Raw genomic sequence first — 18780 nt, 5'->3', positions numbered from 1 at the left:
TTTCAAATGTTTAAAAAGCGTGAAAACTCACGCTTTTAATTTATTCTGCTAATTGGATTTTGGTTTTATGTACACCGGTTAAATCAATCAATGCATTAATATCATTAATAGTAATGTATTTACCTTGAACAGAGAGGACACCGAGTTTTTGGAAACGTCCAAGTAAACGGCTGATGGTTTCAACAGTTAAACCGAGATAGTTACCGATATCACTACGGGTCATGGTTAAACGGAATTCTTTAGCAGAGAAACCGCGAGCGGAGTAACGTTTTGATAGATTGTGAATAAAGGCCGCTAAACGTTCTTCCGCATTCATTTTAGAAAGTAATAAAATCATTTCTTGATCACTTTTGATTTCACTGCTCATTAAACGCATAATTTGCTGGCGAAGCTTAGGCATTTTCCCAGATAAATCATCTAAAATATCAAATGGAATCTCACATACCATAGCAGTTTCCAACGCTTGAGCAAAACTTGGATGGCGCATATTGGTGATGGCATCAAAGCCCACTAAATCACCAGGCAAATGAAAAGACGTTATTTGTTCTTCACCGGTTTCACTAATAGTGTAGGTTTTGATCGTGCCGGAACGAATGGCATAAATAGAATTAAGTGTATCGCCCGCTTTAAAAAGAACTTGTGATTTTTGAATCGGTTTTTTACGCTCGATGATATTATCAAGCTGATCAAGCTCGTGCTCATTTAAAGTGAAAGGAATACAAAGCTGACTAATACTGCAATCTTGGCAATGAATCGCACAACCGCCGGATTGAACTCTGCGCCCTGATTTGGTTTCTGAAACAAAAGTTTTCATTAGTTCCTCAAATCGATAAATATAGTGTAAAATTGATCTAACTCAATTATTCTACCACTAAATAGTCAATTAAAGAAGTTATCTAAGAGTAAATAGGTATGGCAGCAGAAAAATTAACCAAAAAACGTTTAATACAAATTGTGATTACGCTAATTATTTTAGTTAGTGCATTTGTGTGGCGATATGTATTGTGATAAATGTGACAAGTTTTAATGTTTTTAAGCGAATAAATCAAAGAACGATTTAAACTGTTTTTCTTTTTGAATAATCATACCTCACTGTATAAAGAGTAGAATTCTTAATGAATTGTACATAATATCTATACATAAAAAGTGCGGTCGATCTATAAGAAGATTTTTAAGATCGATAAAAAATCCTGTATAATCTCAGAAATTTTTTGTTCAATTTCAAGCTTTTTAACCGAATGATCGAAACCTCACAAACCATTCCTGAACTCGTCTCATGGGCGAAAGAGCGGAAATTTTCGTTAAATCTGCCGACAGAGCGCTTAGTATTTTTATTGGCTATTGCCATCTACAACAACGAACGTTTAGACGGTGAAATGCTAGAAGCAGATTTAGTGGATATTTTCCGCCATACCGTCAATGCTTTTGACCAATCAACAGACGCAATTGCTACCCGAGCCAATAATGCTATTAATGAATTGGTAAAACAGCGTTTTGTTAACCGTTTCAGTAGCGAATTTACTGAAGGGCTTTCCATTTATCGTCTAACGCCACTAGGTGTTGGCGTATCAGATTATTATATTCGTCAGCGTGAATTTTCTGCATTGCGTCTTTCTGTACAGCTCTCTATTGTGGCAGATGAAATTCAGCGTGCATCCGATGCAGCAGAGGAAGGGACTGCAAAAGGGGAAAATGAGCATTTTTGGCGTCGTAATGTATTTGCACCATTAAAATATTCTGTAGCAGAGATTTTCGATAGCATTGATTTATCACAACGTGTGATGGATGAAAATCAACAAAGCATTAAAGAAGAAATTGCAAATTTACTTACCAAAGATTGGCAGGCAGCCATTTCTAGCTGTGAACGTTTATTGGATGAAACCTCAGGCAATTTACGTGAGTTACAAGACACCTTAAATGCAGCAGGTGATAAATTACAGGCTCAATTATTACGTATTCAAGATTGTGTGATTGGCCATGATGAGCTTTATTTTATTGAACAATTAATCACCGATTTACAATCTAAGCTCGACCGCATTATTAGCTGGGGACAACAAGCCATCGATTTATGGATTGGTTATGACCGTCACGTGCATAAATTTATCCGTACCGCCATTGATATGGATAAAAACCGCGTATTTTCACAACGCTTACGTAACTCTATTCACAGTTATTTCGATCATCCTTGGTTCTTATGGACAGCTCAAGCGGAACGTTTGGTCGATCTGCGTGATGAAGAAATGGTATTACGTGAAGATGATGCATTAGGTGAATTACCTGAAGAGTTGCAATATGAATCTTTGGCTGATTTACATGATCAAATCGTCGAACATATGCAAGGCTTATTAATTCAATACCGTGAAAATAATCGTCCAATTGATTTAAGTTTAGTCTTAAAAGAACAATTAGAAGCTTATCCACTTTCTCGTCATTTTGATGTGGCTCGTATTATAGTGGATCAAGCTGTGCGTTTAGGTATGGCAAATGATGATTTAGCCGGTATTTATCCGCAATGGCAGGAAATTAACGATTACGGCGCAGAAGTGCAAGCGCATGTGATTGATAAATATTAATTTCGTGGCTTACCCAAAAACGAATTCATAAAATGAGAAATTAACCATGACAGATATTCAAGATGTAATTTCCCCGAAATTGGCAAATGCCATTGCTAATCCTATTTTCCCGACAGTGGACAGCTTATTGCGTTCAGGTCGCCATATCAGCACTGATCAATTAGATAATCATGCTTTTTTGATGGATTTCCAAAATGAGTTGGATGGCTTTTATCGCCGTTACAACGTGGAATTAATTCGTGCACCGGAAGGCTTTTTCTATTTACGTCCAAAAGCGACGACATTAATTGCCCGTTCAGTGCTTTCCGAATTAGAAATGTTAGTAGGGAAGGTGCTTTGCTATTTGTATTTAAGCCCAGAACGTTTGGCACAGCAAGGTATCTTCAGTACACAAGAAGTCTATGATGAATTACTGAATTTAGCAGACGAGGGCAAATTATTGAAAGCCGTCAATCAACGCTCTAGTGGTTCGGATTTAGATAAGCAAAAATTATCTGAAAAAGTACGCGCGGCGATCGGTCGTTTACGCCGTTTAGGCATGATTCATACCGTAGGTGAACAGCATAGCGGTAAATTTACGATTTCAGAATCAGTTTTCCGTTTTGGGGCTGAAGTCCGTTCTGGTGATGACCCGTTAGAAGCACAAGCTCGCTTAATTCGTGATGGGGAAGCAGCAACACCGCAATCCCTCGAATTGGAAAAACAAGCAAAAGCGGCAAGTCATGCTGATGAGCTTGATGATGAAGAAAGTGCGGTCGAAATTGATGAAGAATTTGATGATGCAGGAGAACAAGAATAATGTCTGATGTATTAGAACTTGAAAACGAAATCTATCAAGACGAACCTGAGCAATCAACTGAACAGGTTGAAGAAGAATTTATTGCTCCTGTATTAAACCAACATAGTGGAGTAGAACGAGGTAAATTTCGTTCATTAACCTTAATTAACTGGAATGGTTTCTTTGCCCGCACCTTTGATTTGGATGAATTGGTGACCACACTTTCCGGTGGTAACGGTGCTGGTAAATCCACAACCATGGCAGGTTTTGTCACAGCATTAATTCCAGACTTAACCTTATTACATTTTCGAAATACCACAGAAGCTGGCTCGACAGGCGGATCGCGTGATAAAGGGTTACACGGTAAATTACGTCCAGGCGTTTGTTACGCAGTATTAGATACCATCAACTCTCGTCACCAACGAATTCTCGTGGGTGTGCGTCTGCAACAAATCGCCGGTCGTGATAAGAAAGTGGATTTAAAAACGTTCTCGATTCAAGGTGTAGAATTATCCTTAAATCCGACCGCACTTTTCACCGAAACAGTCGGTGAACGTCAAGCGCGCGTACTTAATTTAAATGAATTAAAAGACAAAATTGAAAATCTTGGTGCGCAATTCAAGCAATATCATTCCATCACCGATTATCACGGCATGATGTTTGATTTGGGTATTATTCCAAAACGCTTACGTAGTGCCTCAGACCGTAGCAAATTCTATAAATTAATCGAAGCTTCTTTATACGGTGGTATTTCCAGCGCTATTACCCGTTCTTTACGTGATTACTTATTACCGGAAAACCTTGGTGTGCGTAAAGCCTTCCAAGATATGGAAAGTGCATTACGTGAAAACCGTATGACCCTTGAAGCAATTAAAGTTACCCAATCTGACCGTGATTTATTCAAACATTTAATCACTGAAACCACTAATTATGTGGCATCAGATTATATGCGTAATGCCAATGAACGCCGCGGTAATATCGAAGCGGCTCTAGGTTTCCGTCATGATTGGTATAAAGCAAAAGCTGAGCAAGCGTTATCACAACATCGCTTAATTGACTTAAGCCGTGAAGCTGCAGAATTGGCAGAAAATGAACGTACTTTAGAAGTCGATCACCAAAGTGCGGCAGACCACTTGAACTTGGTATTAAATGCGTTACGTCATCAAGAAAAAGTATCGCGCTATCAAGAAGATGTGGCTGAGCTTACAGAAAAATTAGAAGAACAAAAAATGGTTGTGGAAACCGCAACCGAACAGCTTGAAGAAAGCCAAGCACAATTTGAGCAAACGGAACTTGAAATTGACCAAGTACGTGCGCAACTTGCGGATTATCAACAAGCATTAGATGCACAACAAACCCGTGCATTGCAATATCAACAAGCGATTGCCGCACTTGAAAAAGCGAAAACCTTATGTGGTTTAGCAGATTTAAGCGTGAAAAATGCGGAAGATTATCAAGCGGAATTTGCTGCTCATGCTGAAAGCCTTACCGAGCAAGTGCTTGAGTTAGAACATAAAATGTCAATTTCTGAAGCGGCTAAATCACAATTTGATAAAGCCTATCAGTTGGTGTGCAAAATTGCTGGTGATATGCCGCGTTCAAGTGCTTGGGAAAGCGCTAAAGAATTATTGCGTGAATATCCAACACAAAAAATTCAAGCCCAACAAACCCCGCAATTACGCGCGAAATTACATGAGTTAGAGCAGCGCTATGCTCAACAACAAAGTGCGGCTAAATTATTGGCTGATTTTAACCAACGAGCTGATTTATCTTTAGAAACCGCTGATGAACTCGAAGCATACCACGCTGAACAAGAAGAACTCATTGAAAGTTTGAATGAAGAACTTGCTGAGCAAGTAGAACACCGTTCAACCTTACGTCAAAAACGTGAAAGTTTGACCGCACTTTACGAAGAAAATGCTCGTAAAGCACCGGCTTGGTTAACTGCTCAAGCCGCTTTAGAACGCTTACAAGAGCAAAGTGGGGAAACCTTCGAGCATAGCCAAGATGTGATGCATTTTATGCAATCACAATTGGTGAAAGAACGTGAGCTGACTATTCAACGTGACAATTTAGAGAAGCAACGTCAACAATTAGATGAGCAAATTTCTCGTTTAAGCCAGCCAGATGGTTCAGAAGATGCTCGCTTGAATGTGCTTGCAGAACGTTTTGGCGGTGTGTTGCTTTCTGAATTATATGATGATGTACCAATTGAAGATGCACCTTATTTCTCGGCACTTTATGGTCCTGCACGTCATGCTATTGTCGTTCATGATCTCAACACGGTACGCGAACAATTAGCTAATTTAGAAGACTGTCCAGACGATTTATATTTAATCGAAGGTGACCCAAATGCCTTTGATGACAGTGTTCTTTCAGCTCAAGAGCTTGAAATGGGCGTTGTGGTGCAAGTTTCTGATCGTGAATTGCGCTATTCAAAATTCCCGCAAATTCCATTATTCGGCCGTGCAGCACGTGAAAAACATTTAGAAGAATTACAAGCTAAACGTGATGAAATTGCGGAAGAATACGCACAAATCGCCTTTGACGTACAAAAATGTCAACGTTTACACGAACACTTTAGTCAGTTTGTTGGCTTACATCTAGCCCTTGCGTTCCAACCAAACCCAGAAGAGGTGATGGCGGAAATCAATCAAGAACGCAATGAAATTGATCGCGAGCTCAATCAATTCTCAAGCACCGAACAACAAATTCGCATTAAATTGGATAATGCCAAAGAAAAAATGCAATTGTTGAATAAGTTAATGCCACAGCTTAACTTGCTCGCTGATGAAGAATTACTTGATCGCATTGAAGAGTGCCGCGAACAATTAGACATCGCAGAGCAAGATGAAAGCTTTATTCGTCAACATGGCGTTGCGTTGTCACAATTAGAACCGATTGCCAATACCTTACAAAGTGATCCAGAAAACTATGAACGCTTAAAAGCTGATTTAACTCAAGCGGTTGAACGTCAAAAACAAGTACAACAACGTGTATTTGCTTTAGCGGATGTAGTACAACGTAAAAATCACTTCAGCTATGAAGATGCAGGTCAAGCAGAAACGTCAGAGCTTAATGAGCAACTTCGTCAACGTTTGGAACAATTGCAGTCACAACGTGATACTCAACGTGAACAATTACGTCAAAAACAAAGCCAATTTGCACAATACAATCAAGTATTTATCCACTTGCAAAGTTCTTATGATAGTAAAAATCAATTGTTAAAAGAATTAATTGCTGAGATTGGTGAATTGGGTGTGCGAGTTGATGAAGGGGCAGAGGAACGTGCGAGAAATCGCCGTGATGAGTTGTATCAACAACTTTCAACCAGTCGTCAACGTCGTTCTTATGTTGAAAAACAATTAACACTTATTGAAAGCGAAGCGGAGAACTTAAATAAACGTATTCGCAAAGCGGAACGTGATTATAAAACTCAACGTGAATTAGTTGTGGCAGCGAAAGCCAGCTGGTGCGTGGTTCTCCGATTATCTCGTAATTCCGATGTGGAAAAACGACTCAATCGTCGTGAGTTAGCTTATTTATCTGCTGATGAGTTACGTTCAATGTCGGATAAAGCCTTAGGTGCGTTACGTACTGCGGTGGCAGATAATGAGTATCTACGCGATGCATTGCGTATTTCTGAAGATAGCCGTAAACCAGAAAATAAAGTCCGCTTCTTTATTGCTGTCTATCAACATCTTCGTGAACGTATTCGTCAGGATATTATTAAAACAGATGATCCGATTGATGCAATTGAGCAAATGGAAATTGAGCTTAATCGCTTAACAGAAGAATTGACTGGCCGTGAGAAAAAATTGGCGATCAGTTCTGAAAGTGTGGCGAATATTATGCGTAAAACCATTCAACGTGAACAAAACCGTATTCGCATGTTGAACCAAGGCCTACAAAATATTGCTTTCGGTCAGGTGAAATCGGTACGTTTAGTGGTCAATATTCGCGATACACATGCGATGTTGCTTGATGCGCTGTCAGGTAAACAGGAAGAATATCAAGATTTATTCAGCGATAATCGTATTACTTTCTCTGAAGCCATTGCGAAACTTTATCAACGCATTAACCCGCATATTGATATGGGGCAACGCACAGCACAAACTATCGGTGAAGAATTATTGGATTACCGTAATTACCTTGAGTTAGAAGTTGAAGTATTCCGTGGTGCAGATGGTTGGTTACGTGCTGAAAGTGGCGCATTATCGACTGGTGAAGCAATTGGTACGGGTATGTCAATCCTATTAATGGTTGTACAAAGCTGGGAAGAGGAAAGCCGACGTATTCGCGGTAAAGACATCGTACCATGTCGTTTACTCTTCTTAGATGAAGCGGCGCGTTTAGATGGTAAATCTATTTCCACCTTGTTCGAACTTTGCAAACGTTTGGATATGCAATTACTTATCGCAGCGCCAGAGAATATCAGCCCTGAAAAAGGGACAACCTATAAACTCGTGCGTAAAATCGCCGGCAACCAAGAGCAAGTTCATGTGGTGGGTTTGCGTGGCTTTGGCGCAACAGAGTAGTTTTTAAAGCGGTCAAAGCAATTGACCGCTTTTTTCATTGTTATTTTTATGAAAGTTTAGGACAAATTATGCACAACCTTATTTTAGCCATTCTATGTAGTGTTGCCGTATCGGTATTACTCAAAGTTGCCCGCAAGAAAAACATCATTATTGAACAAGCAATAGCGTTCAACTATATTGTCGCCATTTCATTAAGCTATTTCTTACTCAAGCCTGATTTCAAAGGATTAGAATTTACCGAATATCTAGCACAAAGTGATAGCACACCTATTTTCCTGGCGTTAGGTATTTTATTGCCGACTGTATTTATTATTATGTCTAAAGCGGTTGAATTTGCAGGCATCGTTCGTTCAGATGCCGCACAACGCTTATCGTTATTTCTACCGATTGTTGCCTCTTTTATTATTTTCCATGAAACATTAAGTCAGCCTAAAATTGTTGGCATTATTTTAGCATTCATCGGTTTATTCTGTATTTTGAACAAATCGAATGAACAAAGTGCGGTCACATTTAAAGGTATTTTAGGCTTAATCGGTGTTTGGTTTGGCTATGGAACCATTGATATCTTATTCAAACAAGTGGCCAAAAGCGGGGGAGCATTCCCAACCACATTATTCATCGCTTTCTCATTAGCCGCTTGTGTCATGTTCCTGTATTTATTCCTAAAACGCACTCAGTGGACAGTGCCAAGCTTTATTGGTGGAATCATTTTAGGCGTATTGAATTTCTTCAACATCCTGTTTTACATTAAAGCGCACCAAAGCTTCGGACAAAACCCAACCTTAGTTTTTGCGGGAATGAATATTGGTGTTATTTGTTTAGGCACCATCACCGGCGCATTTTTCTTTAAAGAAAAAATCAGTAAAATCAACTGGTTTGGTGTTTTTGTCAGCCTTTCAGCAATTTTCTGTTTATATTATTTAGATAAAATTTTGGCTTAATTATGGCAAACAATTTTAGTTTTTTTATCTACGATTACGAAAGTTTTGGTATCAATCCGGCAAGTGATCGTCCAGCTCAATTTGCCGGTATTCGTACCGATGCAGATTTCAATATCATTGGTGAGCCTATTATGTTGTATTGCAAGCAAACCAATGATTATTTGCCAGCTCCGGAAGCTGTAATGGTCACAGGTATCACGCCACAAGAATGTAATGAGAAGGGGATTCCTGAACCTGAATTTGCCGCAAAAATTCTAGATGAGTTTTCACAACCTAATACTTGTGTGATGGGTTACAACAACATTCGCTATGACGATGAAATGACTCGCTATACCTTTTATCGTAATTTCATTGATCCCTACGAGTATAGCTGGAAAAATGGCAATTCTCGTTGGGATTTACTGGATTTGGTACGAGCCTGTTATGCTTTGCGTCCAGAAGGGATAAATTGGGCTTATGACGATGATGGTATGCCAAGCTTTCGCTTAGAAAAGCTAACCAAAGCAAATGGTATTGAGCATGAAAATGCCCATGATGCGATGGCGGATGTGTATGCAACTATTGCCATGGCTAAATTAATCAAAGAAAAGCAGCCTAAATTATTTCAATTCTTCTTTGAGCATAGAGGTAAAAAGGAAATTGAGAAACTGATCGATACCGCGGAAATGACACCATTAGTGCATGTTTCGGGCATGCTAGGGAATTATCGCGGCAATTGTGCTTGGGTAGCACCATTAGCATGGCATCCAACTAATCAAAATGCCGTAATCGTCTGTGATTTATCAGGTGATATTGATAATTTACTCAGTAAAAGTGCGGTTGATTTGCGACAAGATTTATATACCAAGAAAAGCGAGCTAGAAGAAAGGGGAGTTTCATCAGTTCCATTGAAATTGGTTCATATTAATAAATGCCCAATTTTGGCTCCTGCAAAAACGTTACTGCCAGAAAATGCAACTCGTTTAGGGATAGACAGACAACAATGCTTAGATAATTTAGCAAAATTGCGTCAATCCTTAGATATACGAGAGAAAGTTATTGAAATCTTCTCAGAAGAGCGCGAATTTGAGCCAAGTGATAATGTAGAAACTGAACTTTATAACGGTTTCTTTAGTAATGCCGATAAAAACAATATGGCTATTTTACGTGATTTACCACCTGAAAAATTAGCTGAGCATGGTTTAGCATTTGAAGATAAACGGATTCCTGAATTGTTGTTCCATTATCGCTCAAGACATTTTTATAAAACTCTAAATCGTGCAGAGCAAATCAAATGGCAAAAATACCGCCAACGTAAATTAGAACAAAGTGCGGTTAAATTTGAAGAAAGTTTACAACGGTTAGTAGAGGAATATTCGGATAATCCAATTAAGCTAAATTTACTGCAACAGATTTATGAATACGGAGCAAAACTGTTATCTTAATCTTATACATATCGTGACATAGTCACACGAATACTATTCATCAAAAACGTAAATCTTATTCCCTAAGATTTACGTTTTTCTTTTTCAAATCTGATGATATTCACCTCATAAAATAACGCAGAATTCACGTAGCGTTGTCATTATTTGATATATATAAACTTCTTTATTTTTTCCTTACATAACAATTTTAGAGTGTATAAATCATTATTTAATCTTATTGCAAGGTATTGTGAAGCTAGATTTTGCATCGTTTGAGTGATATTCGCACCTTGTGTATAACCCTGTGATTTATTTAACCCGTAGTTTCCGCTAACCTGATAACTAATTTCGCATAATGTATATTATGTTAAATCGAACATGTAAATATGTTACAAATCAAAATAGATAACTATCCTACTTTCATGCTCTGGTCAAAATAAGGTGATTTGCGGTTATGGATATAAAAGAAATAAATGGATGTCTTTGTGATGGAATAATTAAATTAGAATGAAATTTTGAGATAACGCTACGTGAATTCTGAATACAATTGCGTACATCAATTCTGCAGATTTCATCATTTTTGATCTGATAATGAGAATTTATTTTATACATTTTACATAAATGAGAATAATTAACGTTGATTTTTCTTTTATTATTAGTGGCTTATAAAAATAATTTTAAAAAAAATGCTTGATTATTCTCATTTGTGGAATTAGAATGCACACCGATGACAAGTTAAGCAGTCTTGTTTTTATTTTTAATCTCTACTTAATAAGGAAAGGAGTTGGTTATGCTTAATAAAGCAATCGCAGATAAGTTAAATGAGCAGATCAATTTAGAGTTCTACTCTTCTAATGTTTATTTACAAATGAGTTCTTGGTGTAGTAAACACGGTTACGAAGGTGCTGCAGCATTTTTACTTCGTCATGCTGATGAAGAATTAGAGCATATGCAAAAATTATTCCAATACGTAAATGAAACTAGTGGTATGCCACTTTTAGGTAAAATTGATGCACCTAAAAATGACTATAAATCACTTAAAGAAGTATTTGAAACCACACTTGAACATGAAAAACTCGTTACTTCTAAAATTAATGAATTAGTTGAAGTGACTTTTGCAAACAAAGACTATTCTACTTTTAACTTCTTACAATGGTACGTTGCAGAACAACACGAAGAAGAAAAATTATTCAATAGCATTATTGATAAATTTAACTTGTTGGGTGAAGACGGTCGTTCGCTTTACTTTATCGATCGTGATTTAGCAACATTATAATTTTAGAAGGAGAATACAAAATGTTATCAGCAAACGTAATCAAATTATTAAATGATCAAATGAACCTTGAGTTCTACTCTTCAAATCTTTACTTACAAATGAGTGCATGGTGCGAACAAAATGGTTTTGAAGGTGCAGCTAAATTCTTATCAGAACACGCTGCAGAAGAAATGCAACACATGCGTAAATTATTCACGTATTTGAATGAAACTGGTGCTTTAGCGGTAATCACTGCAATTGAAGCACCTGCGCATGAGTACAAATCATTAAAAGAAATCATTGAATTAACTTATAAACACGAAAAATTGATCACAAGTAAAATCAATGAATTAGTGGGTAAAACTTTTGAAGAAAAAGACTACTCTGCATTCAATTTCTTACAATGGTATGTTGCAGAACAACACGAAGAAGAGAAATTATTCAGCGGTATTTTAGACAAATTAAATCTTCTTGGCGAAGATGGCAAAGGCTTATTCTTAATTGATAAAGATTTAGGTAACCTTGCTGGTCAAACCGCTTAATTAGATAATCATAAAGCTTAGTAGAAATACTAAGCTTTTATTTTACTCATAAATTGTGACAATGTATCAAATTATTTTTAAACTTCCTTTTTATCTTTGAATACAAGTTGATGAAATTTAAAACAACCACACGTTTTTAATGAAATTTTACTTGCAACGAAGTCAGATAAACGTATAATTCAAAACAACCCAAATGCCTGGGTGGCGAAATTGGTAGACGCAGCGGATTCAAAATCCGCCGGTGAATAACCGTGTCGGTTCGACTCCGACCCTAGGCACCATTAACAGATCCCCGCTATTTTAGCGGGGATTTTTCTTTCCCAATTTTCTACATTTAAAATCAATCACTTACAAGCTATTTAGCCGTAGTTTTCAAGTTTATTTTTTCGCCAGTATTGCTATTTTTTATCTGATTTTATATATTTTTATCTGCTGACTGCACCAAAACTGCACCACTTTTTAAGGAACTGCACCAGCTAAAATATAAGGGTAAAAATATGGCTACTATACATAAGCGTGGCAATAAATGGCGTGCGCAAGTTTATGACAATGGCGGGCGCAGATCTAAATCTTTCAACACCAAAGGAGAGGCAACGCAATGGGCTTTGGAAGAAGAGAGAAAATTAGACCTACAAAAGAAAGGATTGCAACCTGAAACGCTACTATCGGATGTTGTTGAGCGCTATTTAAAAGAAATTACACCAACTAAACGAGGCGTGCGGCACGAAACTTTAAGACTTAATAGGTTTATGCAACACCCTATTTGCAGTAAATATATAGGTGATGTTACAAGGAAAGATTTTGAATTATGGATTGCCGAAAGGGAAAAATCGGTTAGCGGTGAAAGTATTAGGCGAGAACTATCCACTATCAAGCATATTTTTACCGTTGCGGTTGAGCGTTGGGATTATATTGAAAGAAACCCTACCGCTGGGCTTGTCTTACCAAAAGGAAGTCCACCAAGAACGCAACGATATTCTGATGAAGAAATAGAACGGTTGCTATATGTTAGCAGCTATCACGATACATTAAAGACGGTTAGAGCAAGAACTGGTGCAGCGATGCTATTTGCCATCGAAACGGCAATGCGAGCCGGTGAAATTTGCGGGCTAACTTGGGATAATGTTGATTTTGAGGATAGAACTGCATATTTACCGATAACTAAAAACGGATCTTCTCGAAGAGTACCTTTATCGAAAAAGGCTATCGCAATTTTAGAAAGGTTAAAAGAAGAAGTTGGCAATACTGGAACGTGCTTTCAAATTGAATCAAAGTCACTTGATGCAACATTTAGAAAATTAAAAAAAATGGCGATGTGCGAGCATTTGCATTTTCATGATACCCGAAGAGAGGCGCTAACTAGATTAGCGAAAAAAGTTGATGTAATGACTTTAGCTAAAATCTCAGGCCACAAAGACATCAGAATCTTGCAAAACGTTTACTATGCGCCTAATATGAAAGATATTGCTGGATTATTAGATTAATAAAGGAAAATTTATGACAACTCTATATTTCTGTTCCCATGACGGAAACCCTAGAAAGGTTTATAAATCAGATGAATTAGCAAAACAATGGAGCGGGCAAGGGAGTTTATACTTTGCAACTGAAGTGACTTACAATGCTAATAATCAGATTGCTTTAGTAAACGGTGAAGATTTTGATGATTTTGTTGAGGGATGCGCTGACGAAAAAGGCACTGACGAATTTAATCGGGTAAAATCATGCCTCGAAAAAGATTGGCAATTCACTACTCTAACCGATGATTAAAATTTAAAGAAAGATTAAAGAGCGGTCAAATTAACCGCTCTTTTTTATGTTTAGAATGTTCTTGGCGTAAACATGGTTGTTTTGTATTGCCCTTGTCTTGCCGCCCATTCTTTTGCCTCTTCTGATGCTCTTGCAAAATTCTGACGAGCAACTTCTTCTCGTTTTTCTCTTGCAATTTGAGCGGCTTGTTGTGGTGAAATGCTGTTTACATCAACCATATTTCTTGCTGGCGCTGCAACGGAAGATACTGTTGCTTTAACTTCTTTCGCAACCTCTTTTGGTTTAGGATCGTATAAATCCATATCGCCGCCACTGGTGACATAAAGCGCACGTCCCATTTGCTCGCCACCTTTGAATGCAGATATAACGCTAGGGCTTTTCAGATAATTAGATCTCTCATTTGAAAGATGATCAATCTGTTTAGTAATTATATCTCTTTGAGTGGGATCTTCTGTTGAGGATAGTTTCTCTTTCAACGCACCTAATTGAGCATCATAAACACCTAACACTTGCACTGCACCAGTTAGATTTTTTTGAGCCTCTTTCATTCCATCGCCACTGCCGCCACTTGCTCTAGCGTATCTAGCTTTAATTCGAGCAATAGCGGTTGCCTCAGAAATATTATTGCTGAGTTTAATGTTCTCTAACTCAATATCTTGCTGATGCTTTTTATCAAGCTGATCACTTTCAAAGGTTCGCTGTTTATCAGATTCTTTTCCTTTCCAATCTAATAATTTATCAGTTCCCTCATTTTTCCAGGCTTGCTCTACATTTTTAACAACACCAGTGCCAAGTCCTTGAGCCATCGCAGCTAAAATGCCACCTAATCCCATAATTATGCCCCTTGTTGCATTGATTGAGGTTTATTGCCTTGCATTTGTGATTGGCGTTGATTTTCAAGCTCTGATGCCTTGCCAATCATATCAACATATTGCTGTTCTTCTTCAGGCGGTAAAATGCCGTTTGTCGCCTCGCCAAATTGATCTAACGCATCCATTAAAATGTCGATAAGGATGTCATCAATTTGTTCTTCAGGAACGCCAATTTGTTGCAATAATTGCATTGCTAAATCTTTTGCAACTTGCATCATCACTTGAGGCGGGATTGTTTTGCCATTTTGTTGAGCGGCTTGAATGTTTGTAATCATTGCCGTTGCCACTAAATCCGCAACACCCTTTTCAACACCTTTTTGCTCAATTCGCTCTTGTGCAACGTTAGCGATAGCATTAACGGAATTTTCCATTAGCATTTTATACATTTGAGCTTTGCCACCTTGTTGCTCTTGATTTTGCATCATACCACCAGACTGACTTTGAGCCATTGAATCTAAAATACCCATCTTTTAATCCTTTTATTTGATTGAAATATTGTTCCAAAGGTTTACAAGTTGAGGAATTTTGTAAACCATATTGTCGCTTGATTTAGTGCCATTATTAGCGCCAAGTTGTTTTTGCATTCTGTCTAAAACGCCTTGGCTTTCTATTGGCTCGCTATTCCCCGCCATTGCTCGCATAGCCGCCCAATCTTTCCAACCTTGTTTAGATTTTTCAGCTTCTTCCTCTAGCTCACTATTGATCACGTTGGAGTTTAATTTATTTCCAGCGTATTCCATTGCTGATTTGTGTCTCTGACTATTCGCTATTGCGTTTCCAGCAGCTCCAAAAAATGAACCGCCAAGACCGCCAGTTACAACGCCACCAAGAATCCCCGCTGCGGTTGGCAACCCTCCTATAAACTTAGAGCCAGGACTGCTCATATCTTCTTGATAAGCATCTCTAACTTTCTGAGATTCAACCGCATAAGCGGCTTTTTGTGACGGCGTAAGTTTATCAAAAGACGGCGAACCTTGATTAGTCACTTTATCAGCGATAGACCCCGCTTTAGATAAAGCCAGCTGACCTAATCCACTTGCGATAGCGGTTGGAAGTGATGCTGTCTCAATAAACGAACCAGCCATAGTGCTAAAATGATTCCCAACAATATTCCCTTTAGCCTCAGTATCTAAACTTGCCTTGGTATTATGTTGAGCTATATCTCTCAAGCGATCTTGAGAAGTAAAAAAGTTTACATTCTCCCAATCTTGTCTTGGCGAATACGGCGCTTGCACGCCACCTTTACCAAACAATCCACCTGTAAGATTTTTCTGATCAACAACTGGATTATTGTATTGGCTCAATGATTTATTAGCGTTGCTTTGATAGTGAGAATTAACGCTTTTACTAATAGCACTTTGCCCACCAAAACCACTTTCGCTGCTTAAACGATTACCACCACTAAAACCACCATTTCTAAAGGTATTGTTGAAGTTGTTGGTATATCCGTTATTTTTACCATACGAATCAAGATGACGATTCATTCTGTCTGTCGTGCTTTCGTAGTTATCGCTGCTCTCATGCTCTTGCCAACCGCCTCGGCTATCATTAGCACGCTCATAGCCGGCTCGCTCCATGCTTTCGCCAAAACTATCGCTAATTGATTTAGATTCTGATCGAGCCATAATTAAACGCCTTTATTTTTACGTTCTAATTTACTTTGCATTTCCGTTAAAATTCCACCGTTTGCCAAGCCTGGAGAATTATCAACGGTTAAAGTTTTGTAAGAAATATCAACATCCGGCACTGCTGAATACTGAGATTTTAATTGATCTTGCATATTCAATAGCTCTCGTTGTTGTTTCATTAAGTCCTTATTAGCCTCTTTTTGAGCTAAATAACTACCAACACCAAGCAAGGTTGAACCAATTAGGTTTGTTGCCTCTTTGTTGTTGCTCATCCAATTTGCGGTAGAACTTGCCGCATCACCAAGCCAAGATGCTGCATCACTAACTGCACTCCAAGCACTATCCCAAAATGACATAATTAGCCTCCTTATTTAATTCCGATTGTTGGTACACCAAGATTAGGGAACGATGCCCAATTTTGTTTCGTTGTCGGGATTCCTTGCATGAATTTTGACATAAAATTAAGCTCTGAATCTCGGCTGGCTTTCAACTCTGTAATAGCCTTTTGTTTATCTTCGGCTTTCATTGCAGTGTTATTCAACACGGCAGCAATTTGCGCATCAAAGTTATTCGTGATCTGCATTGTAAAATCAATCGATTTGCCGATAGTGTTCGCTGATACTTGAGCATTTAGATTTTTCATTTCATTCGCATGATTTAAGTTGGCTAAATCACGTTGATGACTTCTGTCTAATGCTGTTTGTGATGCGGTAAATTGATTTTGAGCTTGATTCAATCGACTTTGATTGTTGTAATTCAAGTCTGATTGTAATTGAGCTAAAGTACGTTGATGACCACGATCAAGATCCGCTTGAGATGCCGCAAATTTATTTTGAGCCTGATTTAAACGGCTTTGATTGCTGTAATTTAAATCAGCTTGCAATTTCGTCAAACCAGTTTGATGCTCTCGATCAAGTCCAGCTTGCGATGCTGCAAATCTGTTTTGTGTGTCATTTAAGCGACTTTGATTTTTATAACTCAAATCCGCTTGTAACTGAGCTAATCCACGTTGATGCTCACGATCTAAACCCGCTTGCGATGCAGTAAATTTGTTTTGCTCTTGATTTAAGCGACTTTGATTACTGTAACTCAAGTCAGCTTGGAGTTTAGCTAAATCCTTTTGATGCCCTCTATCTAAATTAGCTTGTGATGCAGCGAATTGATGTTGAGTGTCTTGCGATGCGATTGGAATTGCAGCATCAAGCATAGCTCTTTGCGCCGCCTCTGCACCAAGTGTTGAATTTTGCAACCCACGATTAGCAGCGATTCGCTCACCTTTTGCCGCCGCACTTCTCATCAGCAAAGAATTGCTATTTAAGATGTTTGCAACATTGCCGGCCATTGTGCCGGAATTGTCCTTTTCTGGAGTTTGCGAAACTGTTGGGGCTTGTGGCTGCTTTTTATTTAAAGCGCCGCTCATAGTACCTAGAATTGACATATATTCTCCCAAAAAGAAAAGCCGCTATTTAGCGGCATCTTGTTTAAAATCTTCGGTATATTGTCGGCGGTAAACTTCACTGAAATAGGATTCCTTACAGTGATTGCGGTCAAAAAATACCGCATTGATCAATACATGGATTACACGCCATCGCTTGCGAGGATGTTCTGTTAAGACTGCACCACGATAAGCACGACTTGACAACGTTTCATCGGCTGCACCACCAATAATGGCGTTAAACAACTGATCGATTGCAATAGTGACATGGTAAAGCCATTTTTTTACTTTCTCTTCATTAACCATTATTTACCCTCCAAATGCTCTTGATATGTTTTTGACCAGCCTGATGACCAGTTATAATCTTTCGGACTAGCTGATTGCTCTAATAGCAGTTTGTGCATATACGCATTTTCATACATTTTCTCTTTGAGTGTTTTTACGGCATTCCATACTGCCTTAAAATCCTCAAAATGAATCACTTGAGCAGTGTTATCAGCGCAAATTAAAGTATAAGTATTATCCTTGCCGTTTAAGTCAAAATCAGCCTTAATCTCAACCAATGTACTGCGCCCTTTATCATCTGTATCAACCCATTTATTGATTTCAGGCACAAAAACACCACCATTTACACAATCATCACGCTTTTTGTTAATCGCCTCTCTAATTTCAGCCCTTTGAGCATTTAATAACTCATTTTGTTTCTCTTGCGGCACTGCCCATTTACTGCCATCCCATTTATGGTATTCGCTAGGCTTTTCTTCCTTAATTATGTTGCCATTAACAACATAACATCCTAGTAAATCATCTGTTTCAGATTCAACCTCCAAAACTCCGCAATTAACCGGGAATAAGAGCGAGACATCACGAGAGCATGAAATTACTAATCCATTATCGTCAAACATAACCTTTAATGTGTCTTTAGCAAATTGTGATTGAATCTCATACCAATCTTTCTCATCTTCGCTTTTTAAATACAATACTCCATCAATAGCGTTGCTTGGCTCGTATAGTTTGAATTTGTTTATGTATAGCATATTTATTACCC

17 protein-coding genes and 1 tRNA gene are annotated in these 18780 nt (G+C 38.2%); 10 read left to right on the top strand and 8 right to left on the bottom strand.

What is annotated here, in order from left to right; translation table 11 throughout:
* Positions 1-40: 40 nt before the first annotated feature.
* Positions 41-814, bottom strand: coding sequence for an FNR family transcription factor (locus tag ACXVWP_RS01195; RefSeq protein ID WP_049358045.1), 774 nt, complete (start codon positions 812-814; stop codon positions 41-43).
* Between the two features lie 424 nt (positions 815-1238).
* Between ACXVWP_RS01195 and mukF the strand changes: the two genes are divergently transcribed.
* The 10 genes from mukF (at position 1239) to ACXVWP_RS01145 (ending at position 13797) form a co-directional block, all read left to right on the top strand.
* The gene (mukF, locus tag ACXVWP_RS01190; protein WP_126471346.1) at positions 1239-2573 is read left to right on the top strand and encodes a chromosome partition protein MukF; all 1335 of its coding nucleotides are present in this window, start codon (positions 1239-1241) and stop codon (positions 2571-2573) included.
* Positions 2574-2619: 46 nt separating this feature from the next.
* Positions 2620-3372, top strand: coding sequence for a chromosome partition protein MukE (mukE, locus tag ACXVWP_RS01185; RefSeq protein WP_049358047.1), 753 nt, complete (start codon positions 2620-2622; stop codon positions 3370-3372).
* Entirely contained in the window at positions 3372-7889 is a 4518-nt protein-coding gene (gene mukB, locus ACXVWP_RS01180) for a chromosome partition protein MukB (RefSeq protein ID WP_297567815.1), read from the top strand. The genes mukE and mukB overlap by 1 nt, the downstream gene beginning before the upstream one ends.
* 68 nt (positions 7890-7957) lie before the next feature.
* Positions 7958-8830 carry a DMT family transporter gene (locus tag ACXVWP_RS01175; RefSeq protein WP_297567813.1) on the top strand — a complete coding sequence of 291 codons (873 nt, stop codon included), beginning with the start codon at positions 7958-7960 and terminating at the stop codon, positions 8828-8830.
* Positions 8831-8832: 2 nt separating this feature from the next.
* Entirely contained in the window at positions 8833-10254 is a 1422-nt protein-coding gene (sbcB, locus tag ACXVWP_RS01170) for an exodeoxyribonuclease I (protein WP_297567811.1), read from the top strand.
* 769 nt (positions 10255-11023) lie between these two features.
* A complete protein-coding gene (ftnA, locus tag ACXVWP_RS01165; protein ID WP_049358051.1) occupies positions 11024-11509 on the top strand; it encodes a non-heme ferritin in 486 nt (161 codons plus the stop codon).
* A 20-nt stretch (positions 11510-11529) separates the two neighbouring features.
* Entirely contained in the window at positions 11530-12030 is a 501-nt protein-coding gene (gene ftnA / locus ACXVWP_RS01160) for a non-heme ferritin (RefSeq protein WP_014065386.1), read from the top strand.
* 195 nt (positions 12031-12225) lie between these two features.
* Positions 12226-12311: transfer RNA gene (locus tag ACXVWP_RS01155), tRNA-Leu, on the top strand.
* Positions 12312-12527: 216 nt separating this feature from the next.
* Positions 12528-13514, top strand: coding sequence for a tyrosine-type recombinase/integrase (locus ACXVWP_RS01150; RefSeq protein WP_297567805.1), 987 nt, complete (start codon positions 12528-12530; stop codon positions 13512-13514).
* Positions 13515-13527: 13 nt separating this feature from the next.
* Entirely contained in the window at positions 13528-13797 is a 270-nt protein-coding gene (locus ACXVWP_RS01145) for a hypothetical protein (RefSeq protein WP_297567803.1), read from the top strand.
* Between the two features lie 50 nt (positions 13798-13847).
* Here the strand turns inward: ACXVWP_RS01145 and ACXVWP_RS01140 are convergent, their stop codons facing one another.
* From ACXVWP_RS01140 to ACXVWP_RS01110, 7 genes are read right to left on the bottom strand one after another with little or no spacing between them, the layout of a single operon-like run.
* Positions 13848-14630, bottom strand: a complete 783-nt coding sequence (locus ACXVWP_RS01140) for a hypothetical protein (RefSeq protein WP_369866623.1) — start codon at positions 14628-14630, stop codon at positions 13848-13850.
* A gap of 2 nt (positions 14631-14632) precedes the next feature.
* On the bottom strand, positions 14633-15136 hold the full coding sequence (locus ACXVWP_RS01135; protein ID WP_369866622.1) for a hypothetical protein: 504 nt from the start codon (positions 15134-15136) through the stop codon (positions 14633-14635).
* A 12-nt stretch (positions 15137-15148) separates the two neighbouring features.
* The gene (locus ACXVWP_RS01130; RefSeq protein WP_369866621.1) at positions 15149-16294 is read right to left on the bottom strand and encodes a hypothetical protein; all 1146 of its coding nucleotides are present in this window, start codon (positions 16292-16294) and stop codon (positions 15149-15151) included.
* Between the two features lie 2 nt (positions 16295-16296).
* Positions 16297-16653, bottom strand: coding sequence for a hypothetical protein (locus ACXVWP_RS01125; RefSeq protein WP_369866620.1), 357 nt, complete (start codon positions 16651-16653; stop codon positions 16297-16299).
* Positions 16654-16664: 11 nt separating this feature from the next.
* Complete coding sequence (locus ACXVWP_RS01120) at positions 16665-17735, bottom strand: hypothetical protein (RefSeq protein ID WP_297567794.1); 1071 nt, start codon at positions 17733-17735, stop codon at positions 16665-16667.
* A 24-nt stretch (positions 17736-17759) separates the two neighbouring features.
* Entirely contained in the window at positions 17760-18038 is a 279-nt protein-coding gene (locus ACXVWP_RS01115; RefSeq protein ID WP_297567793.1) for a DNA helicase UvrD, read from the bottom strand.
* Entirely contained in the window at positions 18038-18769 is a 732-nt protein-coding gene (locus ACXVWP_RS01110; RefSeq protein ID WP_297567791.1) for a DUF4376 domain-containing protein, read from the bottom strand. Before ACXVWP_RS01110 ends, ACXVWP_RS01115 begins: the two co-directional genes overlap by 1 nt.
* Positions 18770-18780 lie beyond the last annotated feature (11 nt).

Source organism: Haemophilus sp. SZY H56, assembly GCF_054332415.1.
This window is presented reverse-complemented; position numbering and strand designations above follow the sequence as displayed.